The sequence below is a fragment of the Streptomyces justiciae genome (genome assembly GCF_015163075.1).
In the GTDB taxonomy this organism is placed as follows: Bacteria; Actinomycetota; Actinomycetes; order Streptomycetales; family Streptomycetaceae; genus Streptomyces; species Streptomyces justiciae.
In genome coordinates this window covers 13,003-30,798 of sequence record NZ_JADDXU010000003.1, presented here as the reverse complement: position 1 = coordinate 30,798, position 17,796 = coordinate 13,003, and the positions used below count along the sequence as shown (strand labels likewise).

Annotated in this window: 17 protein-coding genes; 7 read left to right on the top strand and 10 right to left on the bottom strand. The window is 72.4% G+C overall.

The annotated features are described in order from the left end of the window. Positions 1-18: 18 nt before the first annotated feature. From cseC to IQ210_RS08345, 5 genes are all read right to left on the bottom strand, one after another. On the bottom strand, positions 19-1,365 hold the full coding sequence (gene cseC / locus IQ210_RS08365; protein ID WP_194078257.1) for a two-component system sensor histidine kinase CseC: 1,347 nt from the start codon (positions 1,363-1,365) through the stop codon (positions 19-21). Between the two features lie 11 nt (positions 1,366-1,376). After that, positions 1,377-2,081, bottom strand: coding sequence for a two-component system response regulator CseB (gene cseB / locus IQ210_RS08360; protein ID WP_194078256.1), 705 nt, complete (start codon positions 2,079-2,081; stop codon positions 1,377-1,379). A 155-nt stretch (positions 2,082-2,236) separates the two neighbouring features. Further along, positions 2,237-2,959 (bottom strand): hypothetical protein, encoded by a 723-nt coding sequence (locus tag IQ210_RS08355; protein WP_407699687.1) that lies wholly within the window; start codon positions 2,957-2,959, stop codon positions 2,237-2,239. Next, positions 2,944-3,486 carry a SigE family RNA polymerase sigma factor gene (locus IQ210_RS08350; RefSeq protein WP_059193955.1) on the bottom strand — a complete coding sequence of 181 codons (543 nt, stop codon included), beginning with the start codon at positions 3,484-3,486 and terminating at the stop codon, positions 2,944-2,946. The genes IQ210_RS08355 and IQ210_RS08350 overlap by 16 nt, the downstream gene beginning before the upstream one ends. A 237-nt stretch (positions 3,487-3,723) precedes the next feature. Beyond that, positions 3,724-4,728 carry an HhH-GPD family protein gene (locus IQ210_RS08345; RefSeq protein ID WP_228047385.1) on the bottom strand — a complete coding sequence of 335 codons (1,005 nt, stop codon included), beginning with the start codon at positions 4,726-4,728 and terminating at the stop codon, positions 3,724-3,726. A 121-nt stretch (positions 4,729-4,849) separates the two neighbouring features. On the opposite strand from IQ210_RS08345, the gene IQ210_RS08340 reads away from it, so the two are divergent. Beyond that, positions 4,850-6,589 (top strand): sensor histidine kinase, encoded by a 1,740-nt coding sequence (locus IQ210_RS08340; protein WP_194078255.1) that lies wholly within the window; start codon positions 4,850-4,852, stop codon positions 6,587-6,589. After that, positions 6,586-7,251: a response regulator transcription factor gene (locus tag IQ210_RS08335; RefSeq protein ID WP_194078254.1), complete on the top strand. Its 666-nt coding sequence runs from the start codon at positions 6,586-6,588 to the stop codon at positions 7,249-7,251. The genes IQ210_RS08340 and IQ210_RS08335 overlap by 4 nt, the downstream gene beginning before the upstream one ends. Positions 7,252-7,254: 3 nt before the next feature. Here IQ210_RS08335 and IQ210_RS08330 read toward each other — a convergent pair whose 3' ends face one another. After that, entirely contained in the window at positions 7,255-7,890 is a 636-nt protein-coding gene (locus tag IQ210_RS08330; RefSeq protein ID WP_194078253.1) for a phosphatase PAP2 family protein, read from the bottom strand. Positions 7,891-8,065: 175 nt separating this feature from the next. Here IQ210_RS08330 and IQ210_RS08325 point away from each other — a divergent pair, with 175 nt between their 5' ends. Then, positions 8,066-8,896, top strand: a complete 831-nt coding sequence (locus tag IQ210_RS08325; RefSeq protein ID WP_194078252.1) for a hypothetical protein — start codon at positions 8,066-8,068, stop codon at positions 8,894-8,896. 78 nt (positions 8,897-8,974) lie between these two features. Here the strand turns inward: IQ210_RS08325 and disA are convergent, their stop codons facing one another. The 3 genes from disA to IQ210_RS08310 form a co-directional block, all read right to left on the bottom strand. Further along, positions 8,975-10,099, bottom strand: coding sequence for a DNA integrity scanning diadenylate cyclase DisA (gene disA, locus IQ210_RS08320; protein ID WP_194078251.1), 1,125 nt, complete (start codon positions 10,097-10,099; stop codon positions 8,975-8,977). An 82-nt stretch (positions 10,100-10,181) separates the two neighbouring features. Continuing rightward, positions 10,182-11,591 carry a DNA repair protein RadA gene (gene radA / locus IQ210_RS08315; protein ID WP_194078250.1) on the bottom strand — a complete coding sequence of 470 codons (1,410 nt, stop codon included), beginning with the start codon at positions 11,589-11,591 and terminating at the stop codon, positions 10,182-10,184. 57 nt (positions 11,592-11,648) lie between these two features. Then, positions 11,649-12,332, bottom strand: coding sequence for a hypothetical protein (locus IQ210_RS08310; RefSeq protein ID WP_194078249.1), 684 nt, complete (start codon positions 12,330-12,332; stop codon positions 11,649-11,651). Between the two features lie 188 nt (positions 12,333-12,520). On the opposite strand from IQ210_RS08310, the gene IQ210_RS08305 reads away from it, so the two are divergent. Beyond that, the gene (locus IQ210_RS08305; protein WP_228047384.1) at positions 12,521-14,215 is read left to right on the top strand and encodes a BACON domain-containing protein; all 1,695 of its coding nucleotides are present in this window, start codon (positions 12,521-12,523) and stop codon (positions 14,213-14,215) included. A gap of 71 nt (positions 14,216-14,286) precedes the next feature. Here the strand turns inward: IQ210_RS08305 and IQ210_RS08300 are convergent, their stop codons facing one another. Beyond that, positions 14,287-15,081, bottom strand: coding sequence for a hypothetical protein (locus IQ210_RS08300; RefSeq protein ID WP_228047468.1), 795 nt, complete (start codon positions 15,079-15,081; stop codon positions 14,287-14,289). A 206-nt stretch (positions 15,082-15,287) separates the two neighbouring features. Here IQ210_RS08300 and IQ210_RS08295 point away from each other — a divergent pair, with 206 nt between their 5' ends. From IQ210_RS08295 to IQ210_RS08285, 3 genes are all read left to right on the top strand, one after another. Further along, positions 15,288-16,220: a Ppx/GppA phosphatase family protein gene (locus IQ210_RS08295; RefSeq protein WP_194078246.1), complete on the top strand. Its 933-nt coding sequence runs from the start codon at positions 15,288-15,290 to the stop codon at positions 16,218-16,220. A 124-nt stretch (positions 16,221-16,344) separates the two neighbouring features. Further along, positions 16,345-17,172: a sugar phosphate isomerase/epimerase family protein gene (locus IQ210_RS08290; protein ID WP_194078245.1), complete on the top strand. Its 828-nt coding sequence runs from the start codon at positions 16,345-16,347 to the stop codon at positions 17,170-17,172. Next, positions 17,169-17,777, top strand: a complete 609-nt coding sequence (locus IQ210_RS08285; RefSeq protein ID WP_194078244.1) for a TetR/AcrR family transcriptional regulator — start codon at positions 17,169-17,171, stop codon at positions 17,775-17,777. The genes IQ210_RS08290 and IQ210_RS08285 overlap by 4 nt, the downstream gene beginning before the upstream one ends. Positions 17,778-17,796 lie beyond the last annotated feature (19 nt).

Genomic DNA, 17,796 nt, shown 5'->3' with positions numbered 1-17,796 from the left:
CAAGGCCGATGCCGAGCCTCACGGCATCATCGGATAGCTCCCCGTGTTCGTCGGCGCATGCTCCGGCAGCCACAGCACCGCCACCGCCCCCTCCGCCCGGACCCCGTCCGGCGCCCCCGCCGGGCGGACGTTGCGGAAGGTGAGGCGGGCGCCCAGCACCCGGGCCTGGCCGGCGGCGATGGTCAGGCCGAGGCCGTGGCCGTGCCCCGCGCGGTCCGCGCTGCCCGTGCGGAAACGGCTCGGCCCCTCGGCGAGAAGGTCCTCGGGGAAGCCCGGCCCATGGTCGCGGACGCGGATGACCCGGCCCTCGACGGTGACCTCGATCGGCGGCTCGCCGTGCCGCGCGGCGTTGGCGAGCAGGTTGAACAGGACGCGCTCCAGGCGGCGCGGGTCGGTCGTGACCATCGACTCGTGCACCACGCGGACCTCGATGTCCGGGTCCTTGGCCGCCACTCTTCGGCTGACGAACTCGCCCAGCAGGATGTCCTGGAGCTCCGCCCGCTCCGACGCGCTGTCCAGGCGGGCCACCTCCAGCACGTCCTCGACGAGCGTGCGCATCGCCTTCGCCCGATCCAGGACCAGCTCCGTGGGACGGCCGGGCGGCAGCAGCTCCGCCGCCGTGAGCAGGCCGGTCACCGGGGTGCGCAGTTCGTGCGCGATGTCCGCGGTGACCCGGCGCTCGGCCTCGATGCGCTGCTGGAGCGCGTCCGTCATCGCGTCCACCGCGCTGGCCAGGTCGTCGGTCTCGTCCCGTACGACACCGCCGATGGCATCCCGCACCCGTACGTCCGTCTCGCCGCTCGCGACCTGCCCCGCGGCCGTCGCCGCCTTGCGCAGCCGGCTCGACAGGCGGCCGCCTATGAGCACGCCGAGGGCGCTGCCACCGAGGACGACGGCGATGGACCCGATCACCAGGGCCTGGTCGAGGTCGTTGAGGATGTCGGTGCTGCGGTCGGTGAACGTGGTGTGCAGGGACAGCACATTGCCGTTCGCCGCCGGTACGGCGGCCCAGATGTCCGGCTCGCCGCCCGGCCGGTCCGTCACATAGGTCGCCCGGCGCCCCTGCTCGACCTTCTCCCGCAGCTCCCTCGGCAGCGAGGAGTCGTTGATCTTGACGTTGGGGAAGGGGTTCGGCCGTCTGTACTGGTCGTAGTTGCGCTGGGCGATCTGGATGCGCTCGTCCGCGAGATCGCGGGCGTTGTCCAGCATCGACACCCGGGCCGCGTTGTGCACGACCAGGCTCAGCGCGATCGCGACCAGCGCGCCGACGAACGCGATGGCCGCGCTGAGCTTCCACCGCAGTCCCGTACGGATGCCCGCGCGCTCCAGTCGCGCCGGGACCAGGCGCTGCATTGTCCCCCGCATGTCCGCCCCGCTCAGGCCTTCAACTTGTAGCCGAAGCCACGGACCGTCTCGATGCGGTCCTGGCCGATCTTCGTCCGCAGCCGCTGCACATGGACGTCCACCACGCGCGTGTCCCCGCCCCAGCCGTAGTCCCACACGCGCTCCAGGAGCTTGTCGCGGGACAGGACCGTACCCGGCGCGGAGGAGAACTCCAGGAGCAGGCGCATCTCGGTCGGGGTGAGCGCCACCGGCTCCCCGGCCCGGCGCACCTCCATGCCCTCGGTGTCGATCTCCAGCTCGCCGAAGGTCAGCACCCCGCCGTCCGCCGCGGCCGCCGAGTCGTCGCCCCGCTCGCCGCCGCCCGCGTGTCCGAAGCGGCGCAGCACCGCGCGGATGCGGGCGACCAGCACGGCGCCGTCGAACGGCTTGGTCACGTAGTCGTCGGCCCCGGCCTCCAGGCCTAGCACCACGTCGATGGAGTCGGCGCGCGCCGACAGCATGATCACCGGCACGGTCGACTCGTCCCGGATGCGCCGGCACAGGCTGACGCCGTCCAGGCCCGGGACCATGACGTCCAGCAGCGCGATGTCCGGGCGGTTCGCCCGGAACGCCTCCAGGCCCGACAGGCCGTCGGGCATCGCGGTGACCGCGAAGCCGTCCCGCTCCAGGGCGAGCTGGGTGGCCTCGCGGATGACGTCGTCGTCCTCGACGAACAGAACGTGAGTCTGGTCTGCCATCCCGCTGCTCTCTGTCCTTGGTCCTACGGCTTGTTCTTGCGGTTCGGTCTTACTGCTCGGTCTTGCGGTTCGGTCTTGCGGCTCGGTCTTGCTGTCGAAAGGTGATCGTTCCGAGCGGCCCGATCGGTTCACGGAAATCCAGGGCTTCTCGGAATTCAGGTCGTCGGCACCGGCGTGGGCGCTTCCGCGGCCGTGTCCCCGGACGTCTTGCCGTACTCGCTGTACTCGTCCGAGCGCTTGACGAACCGGCCCGCCGTCCAGCGGTAGATGAACACGTACTCGCCGGAGGGTGCCGCCACCGCGTCGCCCTTCTCGTACACCTGTTTGTTCACCACCAGCTCGCCGCGGTCGATCTGCGCGTAGACCGGGGGCTCCTCGGCCTTGAACACATTCTCGTACGCGCCGTCCTGGAGGCGATACACGTACGCCCCTATGCCGATGATGTCGCTGCAGGTCAGCACGTTGACCACGACGTCACGCGCGGTTCCGCCGGTCAGGTTGCCGGAGGTCACGTCGACGGGCGGGTCGTCCCCGGTGCAGGGCTGGAGGTCGTTCTTGACCTCGGCCGAGACCGAGGGGTCGTCCTTGAGCAGCTGGGCGGCCTCGGCCTTGGTCAGACTGCCGGAGTACGAGGCCGTGGCCGAGGGCGCGGCGCCCGCGGCCATCTCCGAGCCGGCCGAGGTCTCGACATGGGCCGGACCCTCGTCACGGGTGCCGGTGCCGCCGGTGGCGCAGGCGGAGACGAAAAGGGCAAGGGCGGCGAGTACGGCCACCGCCGTCATCGCCGCCTGGAAAGCGCCCCGTCCCGGTGCGGGGTCGAGGCCGGCGCCGAGTGTCCCGTCGGCGCCGCGAGCCCTGTCGGTCAGGCCGCCGTGCAACGCTCCCGCTCCTCACGCTCCAGCGCGCGTGCGTCCAGATCGCGGCTCTCCAGCTCCTCGCGGAGCCGGGCGAGGGCCCGGTGCAGCGTGCTCTTGACCGTACCGGCCGACATGCCGAGGGCGGCGGCGGTCTCCTCCGTGGACATCTGCTCCCAGTGTCGCAGCACGACCACGGAGCGCTGCTTGGGGGCGAGCACCTTCATGATGTCCATCAGCAGGGCGCGGTCCGCGTGCTGCTCGGTGGCGTCGTCGACCGAGGCGTCCGGGAGCTGCTCGGTCGGCACCTCCTCCAGCTTGCGGGCCCGCCACCACTCGGTCCGGGTGTTGATCATGACCCGGCGCAGATAGGCGTCCGCGAGCCGCTTGTCCTCGATGGTCTCCCAGCGGCCGTACGTCCGCGCCAGCGCCGTCTGCAGCAGGTCCTGGGCGTCGACGGGGTCCGGGACCAGGCGACGGGCGCTGCGCAGCAACGCGTCCTGCCGGGTGCGGACGTACTCCTCGAACTCGAGCACCTCGCCCTGCGCCATGATCGACCGCCTCCATCCCCGTTTCCGACTTGCCTGCCGCCGGTTCTTCATTGCCTGTGTGCCGCCGTCCTTGCGGTACGCCAATGAAGCTACGGAGCGGTTGTCACGGGGCTGTGCGGAGCAGCGCGCGGCTAGCCCTCGGCTGTCCGTCGGTTGTGTAACGGAAGCAGGAAAGGGGTAAACCGGCGCAGCGAATCGCGCCGGTTCGGGGTGATTTGGGGCGGTGTTCGTGCGGCGTTATGTCAACGGCAGCCGATACAAACCACCGGGCAGCGGCTCCACGAGCCCGTCCGCGACGAGCCCGTCCAGGGCCCGCGCGCGCTGCACCGGCTCGTGCCACACCCGGTCCAGCGCGGCCTGCGGCACGGGCGCGTGCGCCTCGCGCAGGACCGCCAGCAGCTTGCCGCGCACCTGGCGGTCGGTACCGGCGTACGTCTGTCCGCGCCGCGGCGGACCGTCGTGCTCCGGCTTGCCCGCGAGCCGCCAGGCGCACTGCGCGGCGATCGGGCAGCGGTGGCAGGACTCGTTCTTGGCGGTGCACACCAGCGCGCCGAGCTCCATGGAGGCGGCGGCCCAGCGGGAGGCGGTGGGCTCGTCCGCGGGCAACAGGGCGCGGGCCAGCTTGCGTTCGGCGGCGGTGGTGGCGTTCGGCGGGTACTGCACGCCGGTGACGGCCCGCGCGAAGACCCGCCGGACGTTGGTGTCGAGGACCGCGTGCCGCTGGCCGTAGGCGAAGGAGGCGACGGCCGCGGCCGTGTACTCGCCGATGCCGGGCAGCGCGAGCAGCTGGGCGTGGTCGGTGGGTACGTCCCCGCCGTGCCGTTCCGTTATCGCCACGGCGGCGCCGTGCAGCCGCAGCGCGCGGCGCGGGTAGCCGAGTCGGCCCCACGCGCGGACGGCCTCTCCGGGCGCCTCCTGGGCGAGGTCCGCGGGGCGCGGCCAGCGGGCCAGCCACTGCTCGTAGACCGGCAGGACCCGGCTGACGGGCGTCTGCTGGAGCATGAACTCACTGACCATCACCCCCCACGGCCCGGCGTCGGGGCGGCGCCACGGCAGATCGCGGGCGTGCTCGTCGAACCAGTCGATGACGGGGGCGTGCAGATGCTCTCCGGCGGAGGTGTCGGCGTCGGGCTGAGCGCCGACTCGGGCGGCGGCTCGCACCGCACCCTCGGCTCCGGCTTCGGCCGCGGCTCCGGTCTCGGCTTCGGAGAGGGCGGGGGACTTGGTGATGGGCGCAGTCATGGCCTTCCGATCCTGCCATGCGGGGGAGGGGGCGCGGGGGCACCGCCACCCCTGAGGCGTACGGCAGCACCTGACGATCGACAGCAGTGCCGTTTCTCCAGTCACTTGTAACGTCGGCCGGATGGAACGTCCTCACCAACGTCCTCACCTACGACGGGCCTGCCTGCTCTGGGCGGCCCTGGCGCTGCCCGCGCTGACGGCGGACCGCGTCGGCCTGAACGAACCGCGCGCGGGGTGGCAGCAGGCGGCCGGCCTGGGCGTCCTGGCGGTGGCGGCCGCCCTGTCCCGACGCCGGCCCCTGGAGGCGTTCGCGGCGGTGGCCGTACTGAGCCTGGCATCCACCCCCGCGCTGTTCAGCGTCTCGTACGGCCCCGCCCTGGCCGCCTTCGCCCTGCTGCTGGGGCTGCGGGCGGACCGGGTGCGCCCGGCATGGGCGGTCTTCGCGGCCGTGGGCTGCGCGGGCACGGTGAGGATCGCGCTCGTCGGGGTCGACCCGGCACCGGAGTGGGTGGTCCTGATGTGCACCCTGCTCTTCGGCAGTGTCTTCCCCTGGCTGGGCGGCCGCCACTGGCGGCAGAGCCGCGAGCTGGCCGCCGCCGGCTGGTCCCGCGCGGCGCGCCTGGAGGGCGAGCAGCGACAGGCGCGGCTGCGCGAACGGGCCCGCATCGCCCAGGACATGCACGACTCGCTGGGCCACGAACTGAGCCTCCTCGCACTGCGCGCGGGCGCCCTCCAGATGGCCCCCGGACTCGCGCCGGAGCACCGATCCGCCGTGGCCGACCTCCGCACGGCCGCCGCCGACGCCACGGACCGGCTGCACCAGATCATCGACGTACTCAGGGACCCCGACGACCCCGCACCCCTCACCCCGCCGGGCGAGACGGTCCCCCAACTCGTCGCCCGCTCGGCGGAGTCGGGGCTGTCGGTGCGGCTCGATCGGGTTGCGGCGGGCACCCATGGGGTCGAGGGTGCCAAGGCTGGCCGCCGCGGGGCTGAGCTGCGCCCCGAGGGCGCCGGAATGGGCCCGTGTGCGGTTGAGGCGCGTCCCGAGGGCGCCGGGATGGGCCCGTGTGCGGTTGAGGCGCGTCCCGAGGGTGCCGGGATGGGCCCGTGTGTGGTTGAGGCGCGTCCCGAGGGCGCCGAGATGGGCACGTGTGCGGTTCAGGCGCGTCCCGAGGATGCCGAGGCGGACCCCCGTAGTGCCGTCGGGCGGCTGCTCTACCGGGTGGTGCGCGAGGGGCTCACCAATGCGGCGCGGCACGCGCCCGGGGCGGCCGTGGTCGTGGCGTTGGCCGGGAACACGGTCACCGTCACCAACGGGCGGGCCACGCGGCCGCATTCGGTCCCAGGTCCGGCCGGGGGCGGCAGCGGGCTGCTGGGGTTGCGGGGCGCCGTCACGGCGCTCGGTGGAGAGTTCGAGGCGGGGCCGTACGAGGACGGCTTCCGGGTACGGGCGTACGTCCCCGAACAGCCCCGGCGACGCGCCCCGTTGAGCATCACGCGCGCGGTGGCCCTCGCCGCCTCCGCCGGGATCGTGCTGATCGGCGGCGGCTTCGGCTGGTACGCCTACACGGAGACCCACTCCGTGCTGACGTCCTCCGCCTACGCCGCACTGCGCCCCGGCACCGCCGCCGCCGACCTCGCGCGCGTGCTGCCGGATCGCACCGTCCGCGACGCCCCCGTGGAACGCGCCCCGGCACCGCCTCCGAACACCGACTGCCGCTACTACCGTGCCAGCGGCGAACTCCTCGTCTCCGTCGACCACTTCCGGCTCTGCTTCGACGACGACGGGCGGCTGGTGACGAAGGACCTGATCCCCGGAGCCGGACGCACGCCCGCAAGCCCGGAGGCCCGCCCGTGATCCGCGTACTGCTGGCCGACGACGAGGCCATGATCCGCGCGGGCGTGTCCGCCATCCTCGCCGGCAGCGGTGAGACGGAGGTCGTCGCGGAGGCGGCGGACGGCCGCGAGGCCGTCCGCCTCGCCCAGGCACACCGCCCGGACGTGGCCCTCCTCGACATCCGCATGCCCCGCCTGGACGGCCTGGCCGCCGCCGAGGAGATCGTACGGACCGTCCCCCGTACCGCCGTCGCGATGCTCACCACCTTCTCCGAACAGGCTTACGTGGCCCGCGCGCTGAGCGACGGAGCCACCGGCTTCCTGCTCAAGTCCGGGGACCCGTACGAACTCATCGCGGGCGTACGGGCGGTCGCGGGCGGCGGGGCCTTCCTGTCCCCGAAGGTCGCCCGGTACGTCGTCGACAGCGGCCGGCGCGACAGTGACCGCCTCGACCGCGAGACCGCGGCACGCGCGCGCGTGGCCGAACTCAGCCCGCGCGAACGCGAGGTGCTCGCCCTGGTCGGCACCGGCCTGTCCAACCCCGAGATCGCCGCCCGGCTGCACCTCGTCGAGGGCACGGTGAAGGCGTACGTCAGCGCGGTCCTCGACCGGCTCGGCGTGCGCAACCGCGTACAGGCGGCGATCGTGGCGTACGAGGCCGGGCTGATGGATCCGCAGGGCTGAGGCTCAGCGCAGCTCGTACGACGCCCGGTGCGCCGCCGGCCCCGGCCCCGCGAACCACCGCACGGCAGGCATCGACGAGGCCCGCATCGCCAGGACAAGCCGGGTCGCCGGTTGACTGCCCAGCCGTACGGCGAAGGCGGCGACCAGCGCTCCGAGCGCCAGCCCCGCCGCCACGTCGTGCGGATAGTGGACGCCGACGAAGACGCGCGAGAAGGCCATGAGAAGGGCGAGCGGGACCGTCAACCACAGCAGTGCCCGGCGGACCAGCACGAGGGCGACGGCCGCCGCGCCCGCGATCGTGGCGTGGTTGCTGGGGAACGACCAGTCGCCGGGCGGCGGACAGTCCGCGAGGGACGGCGCCGCCGTCGCGACGGCCCGGCACGGGCGTTCCTCCCGGAAACCGGACTTGAGCACCTCGCTGCACACATACGCCAGAGCCGTGGCCAGAGGTGCAAGGGCCGCGATCGCGAACGGGCGTGCCTCGGTGCGGCGGGCGCGCCACCACGCGAGGACGAACAGCGCGGCGAACAGCAGGAGTCCGGCCTCCGTCCATGTCTCGGCCGTGTGCTGTACCCACGTAGGGGTGTCGTGGGCGAAGTCGGTGATGTCGCGGTAGAGCGCGGTGTCCTCGTCATCCATGGTCACGGACCGTAGGCGGCGGGCCGATACGGTCACACCCCGCGATCGTCAGGAGCCGCACCCGACGAAAGACAGGGGTGGAACGCCCGCGTCCGGAATGATGATCCGGAAAAGTTGTGATCCCCCGCGGCGGGTAGGGGCAGCGGAGGCGCCGATCTCTCGTACAGTTTGCGCCGTGGGATCTCTGCGCAATCCGGTTGGGCCGCTTCCCTCCTCCATCTACTGGCGACGGAGGGCCGTACTGCTGTCTGTCTTGGCCCTGTTGGCGCTGCTGATCGCCTGGGTGGTCACGTCGGGCGGTGGTGGCGGCAAGAACGGTGCCGACGGGACCAACGGCAAGAATCCCGCGCCCTCCATCACCCCGGGACCGTCGAGTTCCGGGCCTGCGATCAGTCAAGCGCCGGGCGGGCGCGACGAGTCGAGCGGTGGCGGGGACGGTGGTGGGTCGGGCTCCGGTGACGGGTCCGGAGACGGTTCCGGTTCGACCGCGGGTTCCGGGTCCTCGGGTTCCTCCGGTTCCGGCGGCTCGGACGGTGGGGCGGCCGGTGGCGGTGCGGGCAGTGGTGTCGGTCAGAACGACACGGTGCCGGCGGGCTCGACGCTGCCCAACTGCACGACAGGCGCGGTGAAGTTGACCGTGCGCAGTCTTCACAACGGGTACGGGCCCGGTGAGACGCCCACGCTGCTGGTGACCGCGACCAATTCCTCCGGCAGTGACTGCAAGGTCGATCTCGGGCCGAAGAGCGCGGTGTTGACGATCACTCAGGCCGCGGAGGACGAAGAGTACTGGTCGTCTGCCGACTGCCCGAAGACGGCGGGGAGTCTGGTGTTCCGGGCGCCGGCCGGTAGCAGCATCACGTACACCGTGAAGTGGGACCGTAAGCCGAGTGCTCCGCAGTGTGCGACGCCGCCCGCGGGGGTGGCCGGGGCTGGGACGTACCTGGTGGAGTTGGCTGCGCCGGGGTTTGCGAAGGTGCAGACGTCGTTCGTGCTGGAGAGCGACTAAGGGGCTGCCGCAGTGGGTTGATGGTCGTGTGCTGCTGTGTGGGGGCTGGTCGCGCAGTTCCCCGCGCCCCTTAGGTGCCTATACGTACCGTTCTAGGATCGAGCTCTCGGCCAAGCGGGACAAGCCCTCTCGCACGCTCCTCGCCCTTGCCTCGCCGACCCCATCCACCGTCTGCAAGTCGTCCACGCTTGCCGCCAGCAGCTTCTGCAGGCCGCCGAAATGCTCCACCAAGCGGTCGATGATCGCGCCCGGGAGCCTCGGGACCTTAGCCAGGAGGCGGAAGCCTCGGGGGGAGACCGCGGAGTCCAGGGCCTCCGGTGAGCCGGTGTAGCCCAAGGCGCGGGCCACCGTGGAGAGTTCGAGCAGCTCGGCGTGGGTGAGGGCGTCCAGTTCGTACAGGGCCTCTTCGACCGTGCGGGAGCGCTTGGCCGTGGGCTCGGGGACGTAGTCCCGGACCACCAGTTCGCGTTCCGGCTCCACGCCCGCGATCAGCTCGTCGAGCTGGAGGGCCAGGAGGCGGCCGTCCGTGCCGAGCTCGACCACGTACTCGGCGATCTCCGTCGCGATGCGGCGGACCATCTCCAGGCGCTGGGCCACCGCGGAGACGTCCCGGACCGTGACGAGGTCCTCGATCTCCAGCGCTGACAACGTTCCCGCGACCTCGTCCAGGCGGAGCTTGTACCGCTCCAGGGTTGCCAGGGCCTGGTTCGCGCGGGACAGGATCGCCGCGGAGTCCTCCAGGACGCGGCGCTGGCCGTCGACGTAGAGGGCGATCAGACGCATCGACTGGGAGACCGAGACGACCGGGAAGCCGACCTGCTTGGAGACCCGGTCCGCCGTGCGGTGACGGGTGCCGGTCTCCTCCGTCGGGATCGTCGGGTCCGGGACCAGCTGGACGCCGGCCCGCAGGATCTTCGACAGGTCCGAGGAGAGCACGATGCCGCCGTCGAGCTTGCACAGCTCACGCAGGCGCGTGGCCGTGAACTCGACGTCCAGGACGAAACCGCCCGTGCACATCGGCTCCACCGTCTTGTCGAAGCCGAGCACGATGAGCCCGCCCGTGTTGCCGCGGAGAATCCGCTCCAGGCCGTCGCGCAGGGCCGTGCCGGGTGCCACGGCGCTCAGTGAGGCGCGCATCAGGCCATCGGCACCGGAGCTCCCGCCGGACTTTCCGGGAGCTGCTGCCCGGTCGTTGGCTGCCACTGCACTCCTCCGGTCGCAGGTTCTTCTGGCGCTCCCGTTTCGCACATTCGGTTCGTACGGACGGGCGAGACCAGGGCAAAGTCTACCGGCGCTCCTCCTCGTCCCGTGGGGCCTCTCGCCGACGCGAGCGCGGAAGGACTCTCAGGGCGTCCCCTATGTCGGCGACTTCCAGGACCTTCATACCGGGAGGGATCTTGCCGGGGTCGCCCGGCACGAGGGCGTGCGTGAAGCCCAGACGGTGGGCCTCGGCCAGTCGGCGCTGGACGCCCGTGACCCGTCTGACCTCGCCCGCGAGGCCTACTTCGCCGATCGCGACGAGGTTCTTGGGCAGCGGGGTGTCGCTCGCGGCGGAGGCCAGCGCGAGGGCGATGGCCAGGTCCGCGGCGGGCTCCGAGAGCTTCACTCCGCCGACCGTCGCGGAGTAGATGTCCCGCTTGCCGAGGGCGCTGATCCGGCCCCGCTGCTCCAGGACGGCCAGCATCATCGAGACGCGGGAGGTCTCCAGACCGGAGGTGGTGCGCCGGGGGGAGGGGATCTGGGAGTCGACCGTCAGGGCCTGGACCTCGGCCACCAGCGGGCGGCGGCCCTCCAGGGTGACCGTCAGACAGGTGCCGGGGACCGGTTCGTCACGACGGGTCAGGAAAAGTCCGCTCGGGTCCGCAAGGCCCGTAATGCCCTCGTCGTGCAGTTCGAAGCAGCCGACCTCGTCCGTCGCGCCGTACCGGTTCTTGACGCCCCGGACGAGACGGAGGCGCGCGTGCCGGTCGCCCTCGAAGGAGAGCACCACGTCCACGAGGTGCTCCAGCAGGCGCGGGCCCGCGATCGCGCCGTCCTTGGTGACATGGCCCACCAGGAGCGTGGACATGCCGCGTTCCTTGGAGGCCCGGATGAGCGCGCCCGCGACCTCGCGCACCTGGGCCATGCCGCCGGGGGCGCCGTCGATCTCCGGGGAGGCCACCGTCTGCACCGAGTCGAGGATCAGCAGGGACGGCTTCACCGCGTCCAAGTGGCCGAGGACGGCGGCCAGGTCGGTCTCCGCGGCGAGGTACAGATGGTCGTCGATGGCCTTGATGCGGTCGGCGCGCAGCCGCACCTGGCTCGCCGACTCCTCGCCCGTGACGTACAGCGTGCGGTGCTCGTCGCTCGCCGACTTGGCCGCCACGTCGAGCAGGAGCGTGGACTTGCCCACGCCGGGCTCGCCCGCCAGCAGCACGACCGCGCCGGGGACGAGGCCGCCGCCCAGGACGCGGTCCAGCTCGGGCACGCCGGTGGAGCGGGCGGTCGCCTGACGGCCGTCGACCTGGCCGATGGGCAGGGCGGAGGTGGTGACGCGGCCGGGTGCCGTCGTACGCACCGCGGGCGCGCCGTACTCCTCGACCGTCCCCCATGCCTGGCATTCGGGGCAGCGGCCGAGCCACTTCGCCGTCTGCCAGCCGCACTCGGTGCAGCGGAAGGCGGGGCGGTCCTTGGCGGTCTTCGTACGGGCAGCCATGGACGAAACCGTAGCCGCCCGCACTGACAACGCCCGCCGCGGCTCAGTTTCCGCGCCTCACCTCCGCACTTCCGTGCAGGCGACCTCCACGTCGGCGCCGTACGGCTCGATGGTGGTCTTCGTGCCGGTCGTCGTACCGGACAGGCACAGCGAGCCGCCCATCACCCGCAGGTCGAGCGTGAACTCGACCCCGCCACGCGCGCGTTGCGGGCCGTCGATGCGCTCCTCGATGTAGCCGAGCCCGCGCAGGACCGCGTCGACGTCGCCCGGCGCCGGGTCGGCGGTGCCCGCGGCGAGGGCCTTCGTGATGCGGCGGACGTGCTGCTCGGCGTCGCACTTCTCGACGGAGCTCAGCTCGATCTCCTGGAAGGCCTCCTCGGGGTCGCGCGGTTCACTCGAGGGCGGCGGCTCGTCGGGGAGGGGCAGTTCGTCGGGGCGGGGCGCGTCGGAAGGGATCTCTTCCATGGCTTCCGACTCCTCCGGGGGCACCGCGGTCGGAAGCTCCGGCAGGCACGGTTCGGCGACCGTGTTGAGGAGCATCATGAACGCGATGAACTCGGAGTCGCCGGACTCGTCGTCGGCCGGGTCAGGACGGGTGGTGGGGGAGCCGGACGAACCCGCCCGGACATGGTCCACGTCGGCCTTCGCGCGCGTGTCCGCCTGTTCGTTGCCGCACCCCGCGAGCGTGAGCCCGCACAGCGCGGTCAGTGCCGCCAGCGGCATCAGGGAAATTCGTCTCATGCTCGAAGTCTGTGAGCGCGCCGTGGACCGGACATGAGTACGGCTACTCAGAAAATGGCGTACGTCACACTCAGAGCGCCGGAACAGAAGGTTCCTGTCCCCTTATGAGGGATCGTTTCACCCGTACGGAGTAAAAGTGCTCAAGGTGCGGGAAGGGGCCAACTGCCGCGTCCTACGGTCCACGGGTGATGAGCAGCAGTCCGGAGACCTCGACCCGTACCACCGGCGCACATCGGGCGCGGCGGGAGGCGCGCGATCGCGGTGCCGCGCGCACGTTGGCGCAGCGGCCGCCCGCGCGCTACGAGCCGTACCTGGACGGCCTGTTCACCTACTGCCTGTCGGTGCTGTGCGACCACGACGCGGCCACCGCCGCGCTCGGTGACGTCCTCGCGCTCGCCGAGAAGCGCCGCGGCCCGGACGCGGCGGGCGACCGCCGGGCCTGGCTGTACGCGCTGGCCCGCTGGGCCTGTCTGCGCAAGCTGGCCGAGGCCAAGCAGAAACGTCAGGCCACCCACGCGGCGGGCCGTGACAACGCCGTAAGAGCGTCGGCCCCGCCCGTCTCCGAGGAGGTCCTGGAGGCGCGCCGGCGTGAACTCGCCCTGCTCGCCTGGCCGGAGGCCGCCGGCACCACCCCGGAGCAGCGCGAGGCCCTCGAACTCGCCGTCCGCCACCACCTCGCCGCCCACGAGGTGGCCGCCGTCCTCGGCATGGACCTCACCGCCGCCCGTGAACTGCTCGCGGCCGCCGCCTGCGAGGTCGAGCGCACCCGCGCGGCCCTCGCCGTCGTGGAGACCGGCACCTGCCCGGGGGTCGCCCGCCTCACCGGCGACCACCAGCTGGTGCTCAGCACGGCCGTACGGCGTGAGCTGGTCCGGCATGTCGACGACTGCCCGCGCTGCCGCCGTACCGCCGAGCGCGCGATCACCGGCCGCTGGCCCGGCGCGAGCGTCACCCCCTCGGAACTGCCCGTCCTGGAGGCGCCCCGCGCGACCCTGCACGTCGCCATGGCGCACTTCCCGCGCGCGCGGGGCGCCGCCGCGCCGCGCTTCGACCGGCGTGGCTTCCCGATGGACCCCAAGGACCGCGCGGCCCGCCGCGACCGCCTGCGCGCGCGTGCCGTCACCACGACCGTCGTCGCCACCGTCGTCGCGGCCCCGGTCCTGGCGCTCTGGGCCGCCTACCGGGGCACGTCCACGGCCGAGGGCACCGAGGGCCGCTCGGCCTCCGCCAGCGAGGCGCGCGGCCCGGACGGCCTGGACGGTGAGGCGGTCGGGGACGGCTACGAGAACGCGGGCAACGCCAGCACCCCGCCCGGCGACCGCTTCACCAAGGGCAACAAACCCGACGTGTCCGTGGAGGTCATCAGCGTCGCGGGCGCCGGAAAGCAGGGCGCCGGCCAACTGGAGGTGGCGGCAGGGAACAGCGGCGACACCACGCTGATCACGCTCACCGCGACCGGCGACACCCCGGTCCGCTGGTCCGCGACCACCGGCGCCTCCTGGCTCTACCTCAGCCAGTCCGCGGGAACCCTCGCCGTCGGCGAGTCGTTGACGATCAAGGTGTACGTGGACCATCTGCGCGAGCCGTCCGGCTACTGGAGCGCGCGGGTGGCCGTGTCACCGGCCGGCGCCGTCGTCTCCATCGAGGGCTACGGCACCGCGCCCACCCCGACCGACCCCGGCACCCCCGCCGACCCGCCGCCCTCGTCCGACGACCCCGACCCGACACCCACCACGTCAGCGCCTACGGACCCGACGCCGAGCGACCCACCGCCCTCGTCGCCCGACCCGGACCCGACCCCGACCGACACGGCCCCTTCGGACCCGGCGAGCTCGACCCCGCCGCCCAGCGACAGCGGCGACCCGAGCCCGTCGACGTCGTAGACCGGTCGCTGATGGACCGGTCAGCCCACGTGGCGAGCGGGAGGCGCCCGCAGCCCCGCGCGATACGCCCCTCAGCCCACCGGATCGGCAGGATGCGGTGCCAGCAGCGGCAGCTGCGAGGCCAGCCGCTCCTCGCACAGCTCGACCAGCCGGTCGTAGCCGGCCTTGCCCATCAGCTCGGTCAGCTCCGGGCCGTAGGACACGTACACCGAGTCGCCCGCGCCGTGCGCCGAGGTCGCCGACGTGCACCACCAGTGCAGGTCATGGCCGCCCGGACCCCAGCCGCGCCGGTCGTACTCGCCGATCGACACCTGGAGCACCCGGGTGTCGTCGGGCCGGTCGATCCAGTCGTACGTCCGCCGCACCGGAAGCTGCCAGCAGACGTCCGGCTTGGTCTCCAGCGGCTCGCGGCCCTCCTTTATGGCCAGGATGTGCAGCGAGCAGCCCGCGCCACCGGCGAAGCCGGGACGGTTCTGGAAGATGCAGGAGCCCTGGTAGGGGCGGGTCTGCCGGTCGCCGTCCTCGTCCTCCGAGATCCAGCCGTGCTCCCGGCCCTCGTCGTGGAACTGCCAGATCTCCGGAGTGAGCCTGGCCACATGCCCGGCCACCCGCTTCTCGTCGTCCTCGTCGGAGAAGTGCGCGCCCAGCGTGCAGCACCCGTCGTCCGCGCGGCCCGCCTGGATGCCCTGGCAGCCGCTGCCGAAGATGCAGTTCCAGCGAGAGGTCAGCCATGTCAGATCGCACCGGAAGACCTGCTCGTCGTCCGCCGGATCCGGGAACTCCACCCACGCGCGCGCGAAGTCGAGCCCCTTCTCGTCCGCGGCCCGGGCCTTCTTCGACATCTTCGGCGACTTCACCTCGGTCATCAGCTGTGACTTCTGGGAGTCCGCCGACGCTGTCACCGACGGCTTCACCGACGACTCCACCTGCGACTTCGCCTGCGAAGAAGCGCCGGAGGCCGTGGCGGCCTGCTCATTCTTCGCCTTTTTGGTCTTTGGCACGCGTCCAGGGTAAGTCGCCCAGGACGGCTCCGGGGACGGCGGACGGCTCGGCTGGCAGTAGCGTTCCGTACATGAGACTCGGTGTCCTCGACGTGGGATCGAACACGGTGCATCTCCTGGTGGTGGATGCACACCCGGGCGCGCGCCCGCTGCCCGCGCACTCGCACAAGGTGGAGCTGCGCCTCGCCCAACTCCTCGACGAGGCCGGGGCCGTCAGCCCCGAAGGGGTCGACAAACTGATCGCGGTCGTCAAGGAGGCCCTCCAGGCCGCCGAGGACAAGGGCGTCGAGGACCTCCTGCCGTTCGCCACCTCCGCCGTGCGCGAGGCCAGCAACGCCGACGACGTCCTCGCGCGCGTGCAGGCCGAGACCGGCGTCGAGCTCCAGGTCCTCACCGGCGCCGAAGAGGCCCGTCTCACCTTCCTCGCCGCGCGCCGCTGGTTCGGCTGGTCGGCCGGGAAGCTGCTCGTCCTCGACATCGGCGGCGGCAGCCTGGAGATCGCGTACGGCATCGACGAGGAGCCCGACGCCGCGGTCTCGCTGCCCCTCGGCGCCGGCCGCCTCACCGCGGGCTGGCTGCCGGGCGACCCGCCGGACCCGGAGGCGATAAGGGCCCTACGACGCCATGTCCGCGCCCAGATCGCCCGCACGGTCGGCGAGTTCACCCGCTTCGGCGCCCCCGACCATGTGGTCGCCACCTCCAAGACCTTCAAGCAACTGGCCCGCCTCGCCGGCGCCGCCCGCTCCGCCGAGGGCCTCTACGTCCAGCGCGAGCTGAAGCGGGAGTCCCTGGAGGCGTGGGTGCCGCAGCTGGCGGGGATGACGGTGGCCCAGCGCTCCGAACTCCCGGGAGTCTCGGAGGGCCGAGCCGGCCAGCTGCTGGCGGGCGCCCTGGTGGCGGAGGGGGCGATGGATCTGTTCGGTGTGGAGAAGCTGGAGATCTGTCCCTGGGCGCTGAGGGAGGGCGTAATCCTCCGGCGACTTGATCACATGGGCTCGGTGTAACGCCCCAGGGGCGCGGGGAACTGCGCGAGCAACCACGAACGCACCCGCACCCGCCCGTGGCAAACCCCACAACGGCGAATAGGCACCCCGCACCCACCCGACCCAACCCTTTAGGCTGACCCACGTGGCAGAACCAGTCGTACGGATCCCGGACGCGAAGGTCGCCCTCTCGACGGCTTCCGTGTACCCGGAGTCGACGGCGACGGCCTTCGAGATCGCCGCACGCCTGGGTTACGACGGTGTAGAGGTCATGGTGTGGACCGACCCCGTCAGCCAGGACATGGAAGCCCTGCGCAGGCTGAGCGACTACCACCAGATCCCGATCCTCGCCGTGCACGCCCCCTGCCTGCTCATCACGCAGCGCGTGTGGTCGACGGACCCCTGGGTCAAGCTCCAGCGCGCCCAGGCCGCCGCCGAGAAGCTCGGCGCGAGCACCGTCGTCGTCCACCCCCCGTTCCGCTGGCAGCGCCAGTACGCCCGCGACTTCGTCGAGGGGATCTGGCGGATGGCGAACGAGACGGACGTACGGTTCGCCGTCGAGAACATGTACCCGTGGCGCTACCGCGACCGCGAGATGCTCGCGTACGCCCCCGACTGGGACGTCACCAAAGAGGACTACCGGCACTTCACGATCGACCTCAGCCACTCCGCGACGGCCCGCACCGACGCGATGGAGATGGTCGACCGCATGGGCGACCGCCTCGGCCACGTCCACCTCGCCGACGGCCGCGGCTCCGCGAAGGACGAGCACCTCGTCCCCGGCCGCGGCAACCAGCCCTGCGCCGAACTGCTGGAACGTCTCGCCCTGAGCGGCTTCGACGGCCATGTCGTCATCGAGGTCAACACCCGGCGCGCGATGTCGAGCGCCGAACGTGAGGCCGACCTCGCGGAGGCGCTGGCCTTCACCCGGCTGCATCTGGCGTCGGCCGTGAAGGCGCAGAGGCTGCCGTGACCGACGGCGTCAGCGCGCGCAAGCGGGGCCGGCCCCCTCGTACGGAATCAGCCGACACCCGCGACCGCATCCTGGCCGCCGCCCGCGAGGAGTTCTCCGAGCGGGGGTACGAGAAGACGTCGGTGCGCGGCATCGCGAAGGCCGCCGGGGTCGACTCGGCCCTGGTCCACCACTACTTCGGCACCAAGGAGCAGGTCTTCGAGGCGGCCGTGGAGGTGGCCTTCGCGCCGGCGCTGATCGTGCGGGACACGGTGCTGGAAGGGCCGGTGGAGGACGTCGGCGAGCGGATGACCCAGGTCATCTTCGGGCTCTGGGAGAACCCGGTGACCCGCAAGCCGCTGCTCGCGATCGTCCGCTCGGCGGTCAACAACGAGGCCGCGGCCACCGTCTTCCGCCGCCTCGTCTCCGCGCAGCTGCTGCGCCGGATCGCTGGTGAGCTCGACGCCCCGGACGCGGAACTGCGTGCCGAGCTGGCGGCCGCGCAGCTGGTCGGGATCGCGATGCTGCGGTACGTGATCAAGGTGGAGCCGCTGGCGTCGGCGGACGTGGAGCAGATCATCGCGCGGGTGGCGCCGGTGGTGCAGGGGCATCTGACCGGGCCCTGAGCGCGAGACGAGCCCTGGG

Excerpts from the sequence above, each read along its gene's own strand:
- IQ210_RS08305 (WP_228047384.1), top strand. The coding sequence starts at position 12,521 with ATGAGCAGCAGTCCGGAGACCTCGACCCGTACCACCGGCGCACATCGG.
- IQ210_RS08330 (WP_194078253.1), bottom strand. The coding sequence starts at position 7,890 with ATGGATGACGAGGACACCGCGCTCTACCGCGACATCACCGACTTCGCC.
- cseC (WP_194078257.1), bottom strand. The coding sequence starts at position 1,365 with ATGCGGGGGACAATGCAGCGCCTGGTCCCGGCGCGACTGGAGCGCGCG.
- IQ210_RS08340 (WP_194078255.1), top strand. The coding sequence starts at position 4,850 with ATGGAACGTCCTCACCAACGTCCTCACCTACGACGGGCCTGCCTGCTC.
- radA (WP_194078250.1), bottom strand. The coding sequence starts at position 11,591 with ATGGCTGCCCGTACGAAGACCGCCAAGGACCGCCCCGCCTTCCGCTGC.
- IQ210_RS08350 (WP_059193955.1), bottom strand. The coding sequence starts at position 3,486 with ATGGCGCAGGGCGAGGTGCTCGAGTTCGAGGAGTACGTCCGCACCCGG.
- IQ210_RS08300 (WP_228047468.1), bottom strand. The coding sequence starts at position 15,081 with ATGACCGAGGTGAAGTCGCCGAAGATGTCGAAGAAGGCCCGGGCCGCG.
- IQ210_RS08295 (WP_194078246.1), top strand. The coding sequence starts at position 15,288 with ATGAGACTCGGTGTCCTCGACGTGGGATCGAACACGGTGCATCTCCTG.
- IQ210_RS08310 (WP_194078249.1), bottom strand. The coding sequence starts at position 12,332 with ATGAGACGAATTTCCCTGATGCCGCTGGCGGCACTGACCGCGCTGTGC.
- IQ210_RS08345 (WP_228047385.1), bottom strand. The coding sequence starts at position 4,728 with ATGACTGCGCCCATCACCAAGTCCCCCGCCCTCTCCGAAGCCGAGACC.
- cseB (WP_194078256.1), bottom strand. The coding sequence starts at position 2,081 with ATGGCAGACCAGACTCACGTTCTGTTCGTCGAGGACGACGACGTCATC.